Annotated in this window: 14 protein-coding genes; 8 read left to right on the forward strand and 6 right to left on the reverse strand. The window is 71.3% G+C overall.

Annotated features, from left to right (window positions below; genetic code table 11):
• The first annotated feature begins 18 nt into the window (after window positions 1-18).
• From K7854_RS16720 to K7854_RS16750, 7 genes are all read left to right on the forward strand, one after another.
• A complete protein-coding gene (locus K7854_RS16720) occupies window positions 19-1377 on the forward strand; it encodes a nitroreductase family protein (RefSeq protein ID WP_226027312.1) in 1359 nt (452 codons plus the stop codon).
• Complete coding sequence (locus K7854_RS16725; protein WP_226027313.1) at window positions 1374-2795, forward strand: class I adenylate-forming enzyme family protein; 1422 nt, start codon at window positions 1374-1376, stop codon at window positions 2793-2795. The genes K7854_RS16720 and K7854_RS16725 overlap by 4 nt, the downstream gene beginning before the upstream one ends.
• Before the next feature lie 108 nt (window positions 2796-2903).
• The gene (locus tag K7854_RS16730; RefSeq protein ID WP_226027314.1) at window positions 2904-3173 is read left to right on the forward strand and encodes a hypothetical protein; all 270 of its coding nucleotides are present in this window, start codon (window positions 2904-2906) and stop codon (window positions 3171-3173) included.
• Window positions 3163-3924, forward strand: coding sequence for a dihydrodipicolinate reductase C-terminal domain-containing protein (locus K7854_RS16735; RefSeq protein WP_226027315.1), 762 nt, complete (start codon window positions 3163-3165; stop codon window positions 3922-3924). Before K7854_RS16730 ends, K7854_RS16735 begins: the two co-directional genes overlap by 11 nt.
• Window positions 3924-4643 (forward strand): class II aldolase/adducin family protein, encoded by a 720-nt coding sequence (locus tag K7854_RS16740; protein ID WP_226027316.1) that lies wholly within the window; start codon window positions 3924-3926, stop codon window positions 4641-4643. The genes K7854_RS16735 and K7854_RS16740 overlap by 1 nt, the downstream gene beginning before the upstream one ends.
• 63 nt (window positions 4644-4706) lie before the next feature.
• Window positions 4707-5870 carry an acyl-CoA dehydrogenase family protein gene (locus K7854_RS16745; RefSeq protein WP_226027317.1) on the forward strand — a complete coding sequence of 388 codons (1164 nt, stop codon included), beginning with the start codon at window positions 4707-4709 and terminating at the stop codon, window positions 5868-5870.
• Between the two features lie 153 nt (window positions 5871-6023).
• Entirely contained in the window at window positions 6024-6437 is a 414-nt protein-coding gene (locus K7854_RS16750; RefSeq protein WP_226027318.1) for an SgcJ/EcaC family oxidoreductase, read from the forward strand.
• A gap of 74 nt (window positions 6438-6511) precedes the next feature.
• On the opposite strand, the gene abc-f is transcribed toward K7854_RS16750, so the two are convergent.
• The 3 genes from abc-f to K7854_RS16765 all read right to left on the reverse strand — a co-directional run bounded on the left by abc-f (window position 6512) and on the right by K7854_RS16765 (window position 10660).
• Window positions 6512-8188: a ribosomal protection-like ABC-F family protein gene (gene abc-f / locus K7854_RS16755; RefSeq protein ID WP_226027319.1), complete on the reverse strand. Its 1677-nt coding sequence runs from the start codon at window positions 8186-8188 to the stop codon at window positions 6512-6514.
• 123 nt (window positions 8189-8311) lie between these two features.
• Entirely contained in the window at window positions 8312-9796 is a 1485-nt protein-coding gene (hpnR, locus tag K7854_RS16760; RefSeq protein WP_226027320.1) for a hopanoid C-3 methylase HpnR, read from the reverse strand.
• Window positions 9797-10213: 417 nt separating this feature from the next.
• Complete coding sequence (locus tag K7854_RS16765) at window positions 10214-10660, reverse strand: MerR family transcriptional regulator (RefSeq protein ID WP_226027321.1); 447 nt, start codon at window positions 10658-10660, stop codon at window positions 10214-10216.
• Between the two features lie 334 nt (window positions 10661-10994).
• On the opposite strand from K7854_RS16765, the gene K7854_RS16770 reads away from it, so the two are divergent.
• The gene (locus K7854_RS16770) at window positions 10995-12497 is read left to right on the forward strand and encodes a SulP family inorganic anion transporter (protein WP_226027322.1); all 1503 of its coding nucleotides are present in this window, start codon (window positions 10995-10997) and stop codon (window positions 12495-12497) included.
• 51 nt (window positions 12498-12548) lie between these two features.
• On the opposite strand, the gene crcB is transcribed toward K7854_RS16770, so the two are convergent.
• The 3 genes from crcB to K7854_RS16785 are packed head-to-tail and all read right to left on the reverse strand — an operon-like array spanning window position 12549 to window position 13746.
• Window positions 12549-12923, reverse strand: coding sequence for a fluoride efflux transporter CrcB (gene crcB / locus K7854_RS16775; protein WP_226027323.1), 375 nt, complete (start codon window positions 12921-12923; stop codon window positions 12549-12551).
• A complete protein-coding gene (locus K7854_RS16780; RefSeq protein WP_226027324.1) occupies window positions 12920-13267 on the reverse strand; it encodes a DUF190 domain-containing protein in 348 nt (115 codons plus the stop codon). The genes crcB and K7854_RS16780 overlap by 4 nt, the downstream gene beginning before the upstream one ends.
• The gene (locus tag K7854_RS16785) at window positions 13264-13746 is read right to left on the reverse strand and encodes a fluoride efflux transporter FluC (protein ID WP_226027325.1); all 483 of its coding nucleotides are present in this window, start codon (window positions 13744-13746) and stop codon (window positions 13264-13266) included. The genes K7854_RS16780 and K7854_RS16785 overlap by 4 nt, the downstream gene beginning before the upstream one ends.
• Window positions 13747-14186: the final 440 nt, after the last annotated feature.

Raw genomic sequence — 14186 nt, forward strand, 5'->3', positions numbered from 1 at the left:
ATCGAGGAGCAGATCACGATGGAAGTCCGTGCAATACCGCTCTGGACCCGGATGGCGGTCGACTCCGCAGCGGCCGGACGGTCGCCCGCTCTCACGCCCGCCGCGGGACTGCGCACCGGCCTTGCGGTACTCGACCTGGGCATGATCGGTACGGACGGCTCACGCCGGGCAGTGCCCTCGGCCGGCGCCACCTACCCCTACGAGTGCTACATCCTGACCCGGGACGAGGCGTGTGCGACCGGCCTCTACCAGGTCGATCCGGGGCGACGGCTCTGTCAGTTGCTCAGCCGCGGACCCCAAGTCGACGAGGCGCTGTGCCACGCGGCGCTCGCCGTCCCCGAGGGCGGCGCGGTCATCGTGCTGGCCACCAGGCCTTGGCTGTCCATGCGAAAGTACGGCGACCGGGGCTACCTCTACACCCAGCTGGACACGGCGCACCTGCACATGAACCTGGTGCTGGCGGCCGACAGCCTCGGTGCGAGTGTCGTGCTGCGCCGGCGCCCGCCAGGTCTGGAGCCCCTGGTCACGGAGCACGGCGAGTGCGCGGAGGTCCACTCGGCGCTGGCCGTCACCGCGGTGCCGGCCGGCAACGGCACGGAGGCCGAACCGTCCTGCTGGACAGTGCGCGATGCCCGCGCCACCCGGCGGCCCTCACTGCGCCGGCAGCCACACTGGCTGGAGCGGCTCTGCTGGGAGTCACTCGTCACCGATTCCGAAGGGGTCGCGGCCGGTCCGCCCGGAGCGGCCGTCTGCCTGCCGCCGACCGTACGGCGCAGGGGCAGGGCACCTCTCGTGCCGCGGGCGGCGTTCCACAGCCGGCGGTCGGCCACCGGCTTCGCGCCCGGCACCGTCCCTGTGCGAGCCGTGCACGGCACCGTCGGCCGCGCGCTGTCCGTCTTCCGCAACCTGCTGCCCGGTGCGGGGACTTTGCCCCACGCCACCTTGGTCGTGCGGCAGGAGCAACGTGACCGGGGCGAGCCGGTCTGGCCGGCCGGCCTGGACCTGCGGTGGCTCCCCGAGCTGTCCAACGAACCGGTCACCGAAGCCTTCATGGCTCAGCGCCATCTGGCCGACACGTCGGCAGTACTGCTGCTGCACGCGCCCACCGCCTCGCTCATCGACGAGGCAGGCGGCTCACAGCTGTGGACGGTGCTGTACCACGCCGGGGCACTGGCTCAACTGGTCTGCCTGGAAGCGGCCCGGCGCGACCTCGCGGTCACGGGTGTCGGTGGCTTCGACAGCGAGCGATGGCGGCGGCTGGCCGACCTGCCCACCGGTCACGACGTGGTGTACGCGGTCGCCATGGGCGTGGACACACCCGACGCCCCGAAGCTCGACCGCCTCGCGGTCGCCTACGCACAGAATGAGCGCTCATGATTCTCGCCGCCGCATTCGCCCGGTGCGCCGACCAGTACGCAGACAGCCCGGCGCTGTCCGGCCCCGACTCCTCGGTCGACCACCGCGCCCTGCACGAGCGGAGCCTGCACGCCGCCGAGTGGCTCAGCACCACCCGGTCCGTGGACGACCGCCCCAGGATCGGTCTGGCCGCGCGCAACAGCACCACGTGGGTGACCGCCTACCTGGGCATCCTGCACGCAGGAGCAGTCCCGTTCCTGGTCGACGCCTCGGCCGGGGACGGTGAACTGGTCCGCATCCAGGAGGACTGCTCGCTCGACCTGCTTCTCCACGACCGGGACCCGGCAGGCGACGCGGTCGCCGCGCTGCCGGGCCTGACCGCCACGCACCGCCGTGTCGCCGAGCGCCGTCACCAGCTGCACCCTGACACCGAGGTCTGCCGCTTCACCTCCGGCACCACGGGCAAGCCCAACTGCCTGGAGTTCTCGGGCCGTGCGGTGCGCGCGGCGGCGGAGAACTGGGCAGTGGGCACCGCCATGAGCGCTGATGACCGCATCCTGTGCTGCGCGGGACTGTCCAACGGACTGGCTTTCAACACCTCCCTCCTGTCCAGCTTCCTGGTCGGCGCGCAACTGCACCTGTCGCACGGGCTGCCGACCAGCGGCCGGATCCGTCGGCTGGTCGCCGAAACGCAGGCCACCCGGCTGGTCGCCTTCCCGGCCCTCTACGACTCCTTCGTCCGCACCGGCAGCGGCCGCGCGGACTTCACCTCCGTGCGCGTCGCCATCTCCGCCGGGGCCCCGCTGCGCGCGGACACCAAGAAGCGGTTCACCGAACTGACCGGAGTCCCGATGGGCAACTACTACGGCGTCGCCGAGGCCGGTCCGCTGACGTACCTCACCGCCACCTCGGCGCAGAGTCTGGGCCGCCCGCTGCCGGGGGTGGACATCCAGGTCCGGGAAGTCGTCGACCGGGACGGTGCCGTCCACGTGCGCAGCGCTTCGATGGCCACCCGCTACCTCAACGCCCCCGGCCTCCTGGAGAGCCGGATCGACGACGGCGGCCACTACAGCACGGGGGACCGCGGGCGCCTGGAGGACGGGGAACTGCTGCTCACCGGCCGCTCCAACCGGATGATCAACGTCGGCGGCCGCAAGGTCGACCCGGTCGAGGTCGGCAACGCGGTCAGTGCCGTGCCCGGCGTGGCACAGGCCGTGGTCCTCGAAGTTCCCGACCAGCACGGCGAGCCCGCCGTGGCCGCCGTACTCGTGCTGCGCGAAGGGCTCGACACCGGCGAGGTACGGCGGCGGATCCGCGACAACCTGGCCGCGCACAAGGTCCCCACCCTGATCCGGGTCGTCGACGCCATCCCCACCACGGTGATCGGCAAGCCGGTCTTCCACGAACTGCGGAGTCTCTTCGACGCCGGCACTTCCTGAGCCTGCCGAACCGTTCCGCTCCCTCCGCACCGCACCCCCCGGCACCCGCCCGGGCGGCATCCGCGGCCGACGGGGAAACCCCGCCGGCCCCATTCTGAGGAGTCAGTCATGCCCGCAGGCCCGCAGCTGATACGCGAGGGCGTGATCCGCCTGATCATCTCGTCCCACGAAGGCGACATCAGTGTCTCGGACATCGAGGCGCACGGAGGTGTGCTGGAAGCCGTCAACTACACCTCGCTCTCCTACATCCGGCTGCTCGACGCCATCGAGAACGAGTTCGGCGCCTACCTGGACGCCGACGAAGGGGCCGAGGCGCTCGGCACGGTGGACGGCATCGTGGCCGCCGTTCTGGCCGATCTGGGCTCCGATGCCGTCTGATGCCGCGGCAGCCGCCCCCCTGCCCGGCGGCCCGCCCCTCACGGTGGGCATCGTCGGTGCGGGACGGCTCGGCGGTGCGCTGCTGCAGGCCTGCACGGACGCGCGCGTTCCGGTGAGCCTGCGGGCACGCGCCGGCACCGGCTGGACGGTCGAATCCGTGCCCGACGTCCTCATCGACGCCGGCGCCCCCGGCGGCTTCCCCGAAGTCGCCGCGTACTGCCTCCGGCACGGTGTGCCGCTGCTCGAGTGCGTCTCCCACCTGCGGGAGCGGCATGCGGGCCTGCTCGACGAGGTGGCCGCCGCGGTGCCCGTGCTCGAGGCCGTCAACCTCTCGTTCGGCAGCTACCTGCAGCGCAGGCTGGCCGGCCTGGTCGCCGGCGTCCACCACTTCACGGCCCCCCACGTGGACGTCCTGGACCGGCACCCGGCCCGCAAGGCGGCCCGGGTCAGCGCGACGGCCGAACGACTCGCCACCGCCTGGACGGACGGCGGCGGGCATCCGGAGGCCGAGCTGGGGCTCCGCCGCGGAGGCCCGGAGGTCAGTGAACACTCGATCACCTGGACCTGGGGCGCCGACGAAGCCCTCACCGTCCACCATCAGGTGACCTCACTGCACGCGGTGGCCCGCACCGCCCTGGCTCTCGCCCAGCGGCTGCCGAGGCAACCGCCCGGCCTGATCGCCGTGGACGACTTCTTCCACACCCTCTCGACCACCTCCCCGGACGACCCCTTCATGAGAGAGGCCTTCTGATGACACGCCGGCTGGCCAACCAGCTCGCCCTGGGCGGGCGGATGCTCTCCCTGGACGGACACGACGACTTCAACCAAGGACAGATATCCGCCCGCACACCCGGCGCGGACACCTTCCTGATCAAGAACGCGCTCTGCGGCTTCGACGAGGTCACACCGGAGGAGACCGTCATCGCGGCGGTGGACCACGCGCGCCAGGCCCCCCGCACGGCGCCCCCCGAACTCCCGCTCCACCAGGCGATCTACCGGGCCAGGCCGGACGTCAACGGCATCGTGCACAGCCACGCCCCCTACACCCTGCTGTTCGGTGCCTGCGACCACGAGCTGCGCCCCCTGTCCCACGAGGGTTCCTACTTCGTCGACGCGACCAGCGTCTTCACCACCACCAGTAACACCGTGCTCGACATCGCCACCGGCGACCAGATCGCGAAGGAACTCGGGGACACCGGCCGCGCCGTGTTCCTGCGCAACCACGGCGGGGTGGTCGTCGGCAAGAGCGTGCGCCATGCCGCGATCTTCGCCCAGGTGCTGGAACGCGCCTGCCGCCTCCAACTTGCCGCGCTCTCCACCGGACTGGAGTTCCACTGCTCCAGTTCCGAAGACGTCCGGCTCAAACAGGACTTCATCTACGCCGACCTGTCCGTGCGGTCCTACTGGGACTACGCGGTGCGCCGAGCCGTACGGCGCTGGCCCGAGGCCGAGCAGTGGCTGCCGGCCTGACCCCGCCGGCGACCGGGAGAAGAACCGACGCACCATGATCCAGCCGTATGTGAGGACACCGCCATGCCCACCACCGCGCCCACCGGTCACCCCCAGCCCACCGGACCCGCCTGGACAGCGGAGGCACTCGACCTGCTGCGCCTCGTCCGGCAGCTGGCCGCCGCCGAACTCGCGTCCCGGGTGCAGCAGTTCGAGTCCGAGGCGACCTTCCCCCGCGAGTTGCTGAAGACGCTCGGCCGGGCCGGACTGCTCGGGTTGCCGTACCCGCAGCAGTACGGCGGAGGCGGTCAGCCCTACGAGGTGTACCTCACCGTCCTGGAGACCCTGGCCCAGCACTGGCTGGGGGTCGCCCAGTCGGTCAACATCCACGTGCTCTCCTGCTACGGCCTGGCCGCCTTCGGTTCCGAGGAACAGCGGGCCGCCTGGCTCCCGGACATGCTGGGGGGCGAACTCCTCGGCGCGAACTGCATCTCGGAGGCGGAAGCCGGCTCCGACATCTCGGCCCTGCGGACCACGGCCACGTTGCACGAGGACCACTACGTCGTGAACGGGGTCAAGTCCTGGGTCAGCCACGCGGGCGCCGCCGACTACTACAACGTGTTCTGCCGCACCGGGAGCGACGGGGTGCGCGGCCTGTCCCTGCTGCTGGCGCCCGCGGACACACCGGGACTGCGCCCGCAGACCCCCGAGCGCAAGATGGGCGTCCGCTCCTCGCCGACCGCCCAGATCGTTCTCGACGGGGCGGAGATCACCCAGGACCGGCGGATCGGCAGGCCCGGCAAGGGCTTCCTGATCGCGATGGGTCTGTTCGACCGAGGGCGCCTCGGCATCGCGGCCTGCGCGGTGGGACTGGCCCAGGCCGCGCTCGACTATGCCGTCGCCTACGCGAAGACCCGGCAGCAGTTCGGGAAGCCGATCATCTCCTTCCAGGGTATCGGCTTCCTGCTCGCCGACATGGCGACCCAGGTCAGCGCCGCTCGCACGCTGCTGCTCGACGCAGCCCGCCGGTTCGATGCCGGGCAGCAGTCCTCGGCCGCCGCCGCGAAGGCCAAGCTCTTCGCCACCGACACGGCGATGCGTGTGACCACCGATGCGGTCCAGGTCCTGGGCGGCTACGGATACGTGACCGACCACCCGACGGAACGCTGGATGCGTGAGGCCAAGCTGCTCCAGCTCATCGAGGGCACGAACCAGATCCAGCGTCTGGTGATCTCGTCCTCGCTGTGACCGGCGCCCTGCGGATGTCTCCGTCCGCAGCGGCGCGTTCCATGGCGGAGGCCGCTCGACCCGGCACTCATGCGGCAGGCCACCTGGCCGAGACCGACCGCCGTCGCAGCCGCCCTTGACCTCAGGCACGCTTGAGGTACGACAGTGATCCGCATGAACCCACAACACGCGCCCCACGACTCCGGCACCCAGGACCGCAGGGCCATCGAAAGCGTCGTGGCCGACGTCGAACGCACCCAGCGGGCCAGGGACACCGAGGGATTCCTCGCCCTCTTCCACCCCGACGCGCTCTGGACCACCGCCCACGGCAAGGTGCTCCTGGGCCTCGACGCGATCGCCGCGTTCACCCGCGCGGTGCTGCCCGACGCCGTCTGGGACGGCGAGGTCACCTACGACGTGGCCCACATCCAGTTCCTGCGCCCCGATGTGGCGGCGGTCAAGGTACGCCAGGTCTACCACTCGGCCGAGGGCGACACGGAAGGCGCTCCGTTGTACGTCATGACCAGGCGGGACGACGGACGCTGGCTGCTGCACGCCTGCCAGAACACCGAGGTCCTCGGCGGGTGAGGCGCCGGTGCGTCAGCACCTCGTCAACATCCTCCCGGGCATCGTCGGCGTCCTGGCCGCGCTGGTCGGTGAACTCAAGGCCGGGACCGACTGACCGCCCGCCCGCGGCCGGCCCGCAGCTCCAGCCGTTCGGCCTCGAAACGCGCACGGAAGCCCCGGTCGTGCGAGACCGCGACCACCGCGCCCGGGTACGCCGCGAGCGCCGCCTGGAGGTCCTCGACCAGGTCGAGGGCGATGTGGTTGGTCGGCTCGTCGAGGACGAGGAGGTCCGCGGGCCGGGTCACCAGCGCCGCGATCTGCAACCGCCGCTGCTGTCCCTTGGACAGTGCGTCGACCGGCACCCGCAGGTCCTCCTCGCGGAACAGGCCCAGGGACAGCAGCTGTTCGGCGTACTCGTCCGGCGGTCCGGGCCGCCCGGCGGCGAACGCGGCCAGCAGCGGCAGCCGCGTGGCGTGCCCGGGCAGTTCCTGGGCCAGGTAGCCGATCCGGGCGGGGCGGCGCACCGTACCCGCGTCCGGAGGCAGATCGCCCGCGAGGACACGGAGCAGTGTCGTCTTTCCGGCGCCGTTCTCGCCCGTGACCAGGAGCCGTGATCCGGGTTCGATCGCCAGGAGCCCCTCCAGACGCAGCCGCTCCCCGACCCGTACGCCGTCGAGTTCGGCGAGCGTGTCCCCGGCCGGGCCGCCGGCGGCCGGCAACAGCGGGGTCGTGAACCGGAGCGGTTCCGGCGGCGCCGCCACCGGGTTGCGCCGCAGCTGCGCCAGGCGCTCCCGCACCGAGCGCACCTGCCCGCCCAGCTTCGCCTCGCTGGACCGGCGGTGCTTGCCGAAGCCCTGCTTCGGGTCCCGGCCGGTGGTGGCGAGCCGCCTGGCCGCGGCCTCCAGCAGTTCCTCCGTGCGCGTCACCTCCTCGACCCAGTCCGCGTACCGCTGCTGCGCCCCGCGCCGGGCGGCGGCCTTCGCGGCGCGGTAGCCGGCCCAGCCGTCGCCGTACCGGCGCACGGTGCGCTCGTCCCGGTCGACCTCGAGGATCGTGGTGGCCAGGCGCTCCAGGAAACCGCGGTCATGGGTGACCGCGACGACGGTGCCGCGGTGTGCGCGCAGGCGCTCCTCCAGCCAGCGCACGGCCGCCCCGTCGAGGTGGTTCGTCGGCTCGTCCAGGAGCAGCAGTTCGGGTGCGGCGGCCAGCACACAGGCCAGGGCGAGGCGTGACTGCTCGCCGCCGGACAGCGAGCCCAGCCGGCGGTCACGCGTGATCCGGGCGAGCCCGAGTCCGTGCAGGGCGGCGTCCACCCGGGAGTCCGCCTCGTAGCCGCCGCGCTCCTCGTAGGCCGTCAGCAGTGCGCCGTAGGAGGCGAGTTCCTGGTCCGACGCGTCGGCGAGGGACTCCTCCGCGGCACGGAGCCCGCGCTCCATGTCGCGCAGCTCGGACAGGGCGAGATCGACGGCGTCCTGCACGGTGGCGTCCGCGTCGAGGTCCAGCGTCTGGGCGAGGTGGCCGGTGCCGCCGGGGAAGTGCACGGTGATGTCTCCGGTGTCCGGCTCCTCGGCTCCGGCCAGCAGCCGCAGCAGGGTGGACTTGCCGGAGCCGTTCTCCCCGGTGACGGCGACCTTCTCGCCCGGCCGGACGGTGAAGGAGACCTGGTCGAGGACGGTCCGGGTGCCGTACGCCTTGGTGACGCACTGCACGGACAGCTGGGCCACGGCGGCGGGGGCGTGGGTGGGCAGGGTGGTACGGGCGCGGTCGCGCATAGGGCTTTCCCCGGGCATGCGAAGGGTCTACGGGCAGCAGAAACGGCGGCAGGGGCCGTGCCCGGACTCAGACGAAGAAGAGGAAAGCCATGACCGAAGCATAACAAGACGGACCGTCTCGCCTCAACCCCTGCGCGGCGTCGTCGCCTCCCGGGTGTGGACGTACAGCCGGCGCCGGTCGCCGACGTCGACCGGCTGCGGCAGGGGCAGCTCGTAGCGCACCGGCCGGCCGTGGTCGGCCAGTTGCCGCCGCGGGTTGTAGACCTGGTTGAACTTCCACAGCATGCGCGCGAAGTTCGTCTGCCCGCGCAGCAGGTTGCGGCCCAGGATCCGGGCCGCGCCGAACGCGGTGCGCATTCCCAGGTGCTTGCGGTTGATGACGGCCTGCGTGCGGACCAGTTCCTCGTAGAAGCGCTCCAGCGGCAGTGCCGTCGGCACCACCGCGTGCTGGATGTCGAAGAGACGGTAGTCGCGGGTGGTCAGGCGACGGGACTCGGTGTGCCAGATCTCCGTTCCCGGGTAGGGCGTCATCACCGTGAAGTGCACGATCTCCGGCACCGACAGCGCGAACTCCCGCACCACACGGAACCGCTCCTCGTCCCAGGACGGGTCGACGATCAGGTTGATGGCGACCTGGATCCCCATGCGGCGGGCCGCCTCCAGGGCCTTCAGGTTCTCGTCGGGGCTGATCCGCTTGCGGAACAGGTCCAGGCCCTCGGCGTCGATGGCCTCCATGCCCAGGAACATGTAGCGCAGCCCCAGCCGCGCCCACCGCTCGAAGACCTCCGGGTGGCGCAGCAGCACGTCGCTGCGGGTCTCCAGGTAGTACTGCTTGCGGATGCCGCGCCGCTCCACCTCGGCGGCGATGGCGTTGCCGTGGTCCGGCTTGATGAAGGCCACGTCGTCGACGACGAAGACGTTCGGCTCCCTGACGCGGGCCAGGTCCTCGGCCACCGCCTCCGGTGACGCCTTGCGGTAGCTGCGGCCGTAGAACGTCCAGGCGGAGCAGAACGAACAGTCCCAGGGGCAGCCGCGGGTGAACTCGATGGAGGCGCAGGGGTCCAGCTCGCCGATGAAGTAGCGGCGTCTGTTGCGCATCAGGTCGCGGGCCGGGAGCGGGGTGTCGATGCTGTGCATCATCAGCGGCGCGGGGCCCCGCCCGGACGGCGTGATGATGCCGGGGACCTGGTCCACCCCGCCGTCCCGCACCGCCTCCAGCAGTGGCGCGATCGCCGGTTCGCCCTCGCCCCTGATCACCGCGTCCACCGCACCGGCGGCCTGCGCCAGTACGTCCTCGGCGACGAAGGAGACACTGTGTCCGCCGAAGAAGACGAAGCAGCCCGGGACCTCCCGCTTCACCTTCGCGGCCAGGTCGATCGCCTCCGGGATGTTCGCCAGGTAGTTGAGCGAGAAGCCCACGGCCTCGGGGCGGAACGACCGCACTTCGTCCCGCAGCCGCGCGGGGGAGAGCACCTGGAGGTCGACGACCCGCACCTCGTGCCCCGCCTCGCGGGCGGCGCCGGCCACCCGTTCGAGGCCGAGGGGCTCCAGACGCAGGAAGATCTCGGAGTACATCAGGGCGCTGGGATGGACGAGCAGCAAACGCATGGTCACCTCGTCACAGGAGGGAACGCACCGGCACGGGGTGAACCGGAACACATGAGGTCGTGCCCCCCTTCGTACCGCGCCGCAGCGGAATCCGCCCCGCCCGTACCGCCGCCTGGCGGACCCCTCGTGCGCGTGCGTACGACCGTGCGGTGCCGGTGGTGGCGCCGCCGGGAAGCGCCGGGCATGCCCTCCGGGACGCGTGACAGGGCCCAGGCGAACGCGCCGCGGGTCGCGGGGGTCGCGGAGAGCACCCGCCAGGAGGTCGCCCGGATCCCCGACTGCACCGTGCGCAGACCTGCCGGGGACGGGCCGGGCGGAACCGCCGTCCGGGCCGACCGGCAGGCCGAAGGCGGGCGACGGCGACGACCGGCTCCGCGTGCGGTCGGCCGGTGTCCACGGGGCGACCCCACGGGTCGATCAGCCGGCGTCCCGGTGTGCAGGCGTTCCGGCGTCCTCGCGTTCCGCCTCCGCATCCAGCCGTCGCCGCAGGGTGGCGGCGAAGTCCTCGGCCATCGCCAGGCGCGAGCGCAGGGTCTCGCAGCGCGCGTCGGCCACCTCCCGGTAGGAGTCCAGGCGCTCCCGCAACCGCTCCCGCTCCTCGCCGGCCGGTGCACCGTCGGCGGCCCCGAGCCGGTCGGTGATGTCCAACAGGTCGCGCATCTCCTCCAGGGAGAAGTCGAGCGGCTTCATGCGCCGGATCACCATCAGCCGCGCGACGTCGGCCTCCGTGTACAGCCGGAACCCGCCCTTGCTGCGGGCCGAGGGGACGACGAGGCTGACTTCCTCGTAGTGACGGATGGTGCGCAGCGACAAACCGGTCCGTTCGGCGACCTCACCGATCTGCATCTGCCGCTCTGCCGTCATCGTCCCGCCAGCTCCCTCTGTCCGTCTGCGCCTCACCAGCCGCGGCTGGCACTCTTCCCTTACGTGAGGGTAGACTTCTTCTCACGGTGTCCGTCCGTGCTGTCCACAGTGCGTCAGGGGGGCGGAACGGCCGCGACGGCGACCCGACCGGGTCCCCTGGCGGCACTGAAGGCTACCGGGCAATGATGCCCGACCGGCGTCCCGAGGTCGCCGCCCTGTCCGGCAGGGCCCCGCCGAGACGGCCGGGCAGCCGGACGATTCCTCATCGGGATCACGTACGCCGAGCGCGTGTGTCCAGCGGAACGGACACGTGCGCCTGAACAGAAACGGTCGCATGTCCTCACCGCTGTCCCCGGCCCCCAAGCTGCGCCTGTCCAAGCCCGAGTGGCTCGCGTCCCCGAAGGTCGTGCGCACCGAGGTGCTGGCCGGGCTGGTCGTCGCCCTGGCACTCATTCCGGAGGCCATCTCCTTCTCGATCATCGCCGGCGTCGACCCGGCGATCGGCCTCTTCGCCTCCTTCACGATGGCCGTCGTCATCTCCGTCGTGGGCGGCCGCAAGGCGATGATCTCCGCCGCGACGGGTGCCGTCGCCCTGGTCATCGCACCGCTGAACCACGAGTACGGCTTCGGCTACATGGTCGCGGCGGTCATCCTCGCCGGTGTCTTCCAGGTGGTGCTCGGCGCCGTCGGGGTCGCCAAGCTGATGCGGTTCGTGCCGCGCAGCGTCATGGTGGGCTTCGTCAACGCGCTGGCGATCCTGATCTTCATGGCCCAGGTGCCCGAGATGCACGACGTCCCCTGGGCCGTCTACCCGCTCATCGCCGCGGGCCTGGCCCTCCTGGTGTTCTTCCCGAAGGTCACCAAGGTGATCCCGGCCCCGCTGGTCTCCATCGTCGTCCTGACCGTGATCACGGTGGGCGCGGGCATCGCCGTCCCGAACGTGGGCGACAAGGGCGAGCTGCCGTCCTCGCTGCCGGCGCCGGGTCTGCCCGACGTGCCGTTCACGCTGGACACGCTGACGACCATCGCCCCCTACGCGCTCGCGATGGCGCTGGTCGGCCTGATGGAGTCGCTGATGACCGCCAAGCTGGTCGACGACATCACCGACACGCGCTCCGACAAGACCCGCGAGTCCGTCGGCCAGGGCATCGCCAACATCGTCACCGGCTTCTTCGGCGGCATGGGCGGCTGCGCCATGATCGGCCAGACCATGATCAACGTGAAGGTCTCCGGCGCCCGCACCCGCCTGTCCACGTTCCTGGCCGGCACCTTCCTGATCATCCTGGTCGTCGTGTTCGGTCCGGTCGTCTCCGACATCCCCATGGCCGCGCTGGTGGCCGTCATGGTCATGGTCTCCGTCGGCACGTTCGACTGGCACTCGATCCGGCCCAGGACCCTCAGGCGGATGCCGGTGGGCGAGACCGTCGTCATGGTCGTCACCGTCGCGTGCGTGGTCAGCACGCACAACCTGGCCATCGGGGTGGTCGTCGGCTCCATCGCCGCGATGATCATCTTCGCCAAGCGGGTCGCGCACCTGGCCAATGTCTCCGGGGTCGTCGACCCCGACGGCAAGCAGGTCGTGTACTCGGTCACGGGGGAGCTGTTCTTCGCCTCCTCCAACGACCTCGTCTACCAGTTCGACTACAAGGGCGACCCCGACGACGTGGTCATCGACCTGTCCGGCACCCACATCTGGGACGCCTCGTCGGTCGCCGCCCTGGACGCCATCGAGACCAAGTACGCCGAGCGCGGCAAGAAGGTCACCATCGTGGGACTGAACGAGCCCAGCGCCGACATGCACCAGCGCCTCGCCGGACAGCTCACCGCGGGCCACTGACGGACCGGACGCCGAGGCCCGCGCCCGGCGTCCTCGGCGCCGCCGTACGGATCACGCCCACAACGCGTCCGCGAAGGACACCCCGACGAACACCGCGCCCAGGCCCGCCACCACGCTGGCCACGGCGTTGGCCGCGGCGAAGAACCTGGCGCCGTCCTCGGCCAGCCGCAGCGTCTCGTAGGAGAACGTCGAGTACGTCGTCAGGGCCCCGCACAGTCCGGTGCCCAGCAGCAGCTGCACGTCGGAGTTCGCCGCCCCGGCCACCACCGCGCCCGACAGCAGCCCCAGGACGAAACACCCCACGACGTTGACGGTGAAGGTGCCCCACGGGAAGACCGTGTCGTGCCGCTGCTGCACGGCCCGGTCGGTGAGGTAGCGCAACGGTGCGCCGACCATGCCGCCGACGATCACCAGGACCCAGTTCACGCCTCGTGCCCCCTGCCCACGTACCGGATGACTTCGCAGTCGTCGAGAATCACCAGGCCCTCCGCCACCAGCTCGTCGAGCTGCGGCAGGAAGGCCCGGATCCGTTCCTCGGTGTCGACGATCACGACCGCGACCGGCAGGTCCTCGCTCAGCGACAGCAGTCGCGTGGTGTGGATCAGGGAGGACGCGCCGAATCCCTCGACTCCCCGGAAGACGCTGGCCCCCGCGAGCCCCGCGCTGTGGGCACGGTGCACGATCTCGCTGTAGAGCGGCTTGTGGCGCCAGGTGTCGTTCTCCCCGATGAAGATCGTCACGCGCAGCGCGGTACCCGTCAGCCTCGTCATCCCTGCCTCCACGCCAGTACGCGGCGCGTCGCCGTCACCGCGAGCCACACCGCCGCGAGCGCCGCCAGCGGTGTCGCGGCCAGATAGACCAGTCCGCTGCGCGCCTCGCCCTCGTCCACGAGCCGCTGGATGTCGACGGCGTAGGTGGAGAAGGTGGTGAACCCTCCGAGCACGCCGGTGCCGAAGAAGGGCCGCACCAGCCGGTGCGCGGCCCAGACGTCGCTGATGATCACCATGAACACACCGATGACCGCGCATCCGACCACGTTCACGCCCAGCGTCGTCCACCGAAAGTCACTCGCGGGAACCGGCCAGAGCAGCATGGCCCCGTAGCGGGCGGCCGCCCCGATGCCTCCGCCGAGAGCCACCGCCGCGACGACCGGCACCTGCTCCCGCCGGGACCGGCGCCGCTGGAGGGGCACGTGCAGATCGCTGTCGGGGTCCGTGGGTTCGTTCACCTGGGAGTGCGGGGCTGTCATGTGCGTACGTCTCCTACTCGCCGGCACCCGGGTACCCGGGCACGCTCGATCGCAAGTAGGGACTGTCGGCGGCTCTGACGCCGCGGTTCGGGTACGGCGAGCCCCACCGCCGCGCTGCGCGCGAGACACGCAGCCGATCATCACCTTAACGCCTCGGCGGCACCACGCCAACCTGGTCGAAGGGCCCCTCCCGGGCATCAGCCCTGGTCAGACGCCCTCCCTTCACACCTGGAAGAAGCCGAGCCGCTTCGGCGAGTACGTCACCAGGAGATCCTTCGTCCGCTGGTTACTGAGTTCATCCTCGTCGATCATGCAGACGGAGATCCAGCCGCGGACGTCGGCGGTGTAACTGCACCAGGATGGTGCCGCGTACGTCTTCGATGTGCTCGTAGGGGCCGAAGGACTCCAGGCCGGGGAAGCCGGACATGCGGGGCACAGGA

It is taken from the genome of Streptomyces hyderabadensis (assembly GCF_020404845.1).
GTDB lineage: Bacteria > Actinomycetota > Actinomycetes > Streptomycetales > Streptomycetaceae > Streptomyces > Streptomyces hyderabadensis.

Excerpts from the sequence above, each read along its gene's own strand:
- K7854_RS16735 (WP_226027315.1), top strand. The coding sequence starts at position 3,163 with ATGCCGTCTGATGCCGCGGCAGCCGCCCCCCTGCCCGGCGGCCCGCCC.
- K7854_RS16765 (WP_226027321.1), bottom strand. The coding sequence starts at position 10,660 with ATGACGGCAGAGCGGCAGATGCAGATCGGTGAGGTCGCCGAACGGACC.
- K7854_RS16740 (WP_226027316.1), top strand. The coding sequence starts at position 3,924 with ATGACACGCCGGCTGGCCAACCAGCTCGCCCTGGGCGGGCGGATGCTC.
- hpnR (WP_226027320.1), bottom strand. The coding sequence starts at position 9,796 with ATGCGTTTGCTGCTCGTCCATCCCAGCGCCCTGATGTACTCCGAGATC.
- K7854_RS16770 (WP_226027322.1), top strand. The coding sequence starts at position 10,995 with ATGTCCTCACCGCTGTCCCCGGCCCCCAAGCTGCGCCTGTCCAAGCCC.
- K7854_RS16780 (WP_226027324.1), bottom strand. The coding sequence starts at position 13,267 with ATGACGAGGCTGACGGGTACCGCGCTGCGCGTGACGATCTTCATCGGG.
- abc-f (WP_226027319.1), bottom strand. The coding sequence starts at position 8,188 with ATGCGCGACCGCGCCCGTACCACCCTGCCCACCCACGCCCCCGCCGCC.
- K7854_RS16720 (WP_226027312.1), top strand. The coding sequence starts at position 19 with ATGGAAGTCCGTGCAATACCGCTCTGGACCCGGATGGCGGTCGACTCC.
- K7854_RS16745 (WP_226027317.1), top strand. The coding sequence starts at position 4,707 with ATGCCCACCACCGCGCCCACCGGTCACCCCCAGCCCACCGGACCCGCC.
- K7854_RS16730 (WP_226027314.1), top strand. The coding sequence starts at position 2,904 with ATGCCCGCAGGCCCGCAGCTGATACGCGAGGGCGTGATCCGCCTGATC.
- K7854_RS16725 (WP_226027313.1), top strand. The coding sequence starts at position 1,374 with ATGATTCTCGCCGCCGCATTCGCCCGGTGCGCCGACCAGTACGCAGAC.
- K7854_RS16750 (WP_226027318.1), top strand. The coding sequence starts at position 6,024 with ATGAACCCACAACACGCGCCCCACGACTCCGGCACCCAGGACCGCAGG.
- K7854_RS16785 (WP_226027325.1), bottom strand. The coding sequence starts at position 13,746 with ATGACAGCCCCGCACTCCCAGGTGAACGAACCCACGGACCCCGACAGC.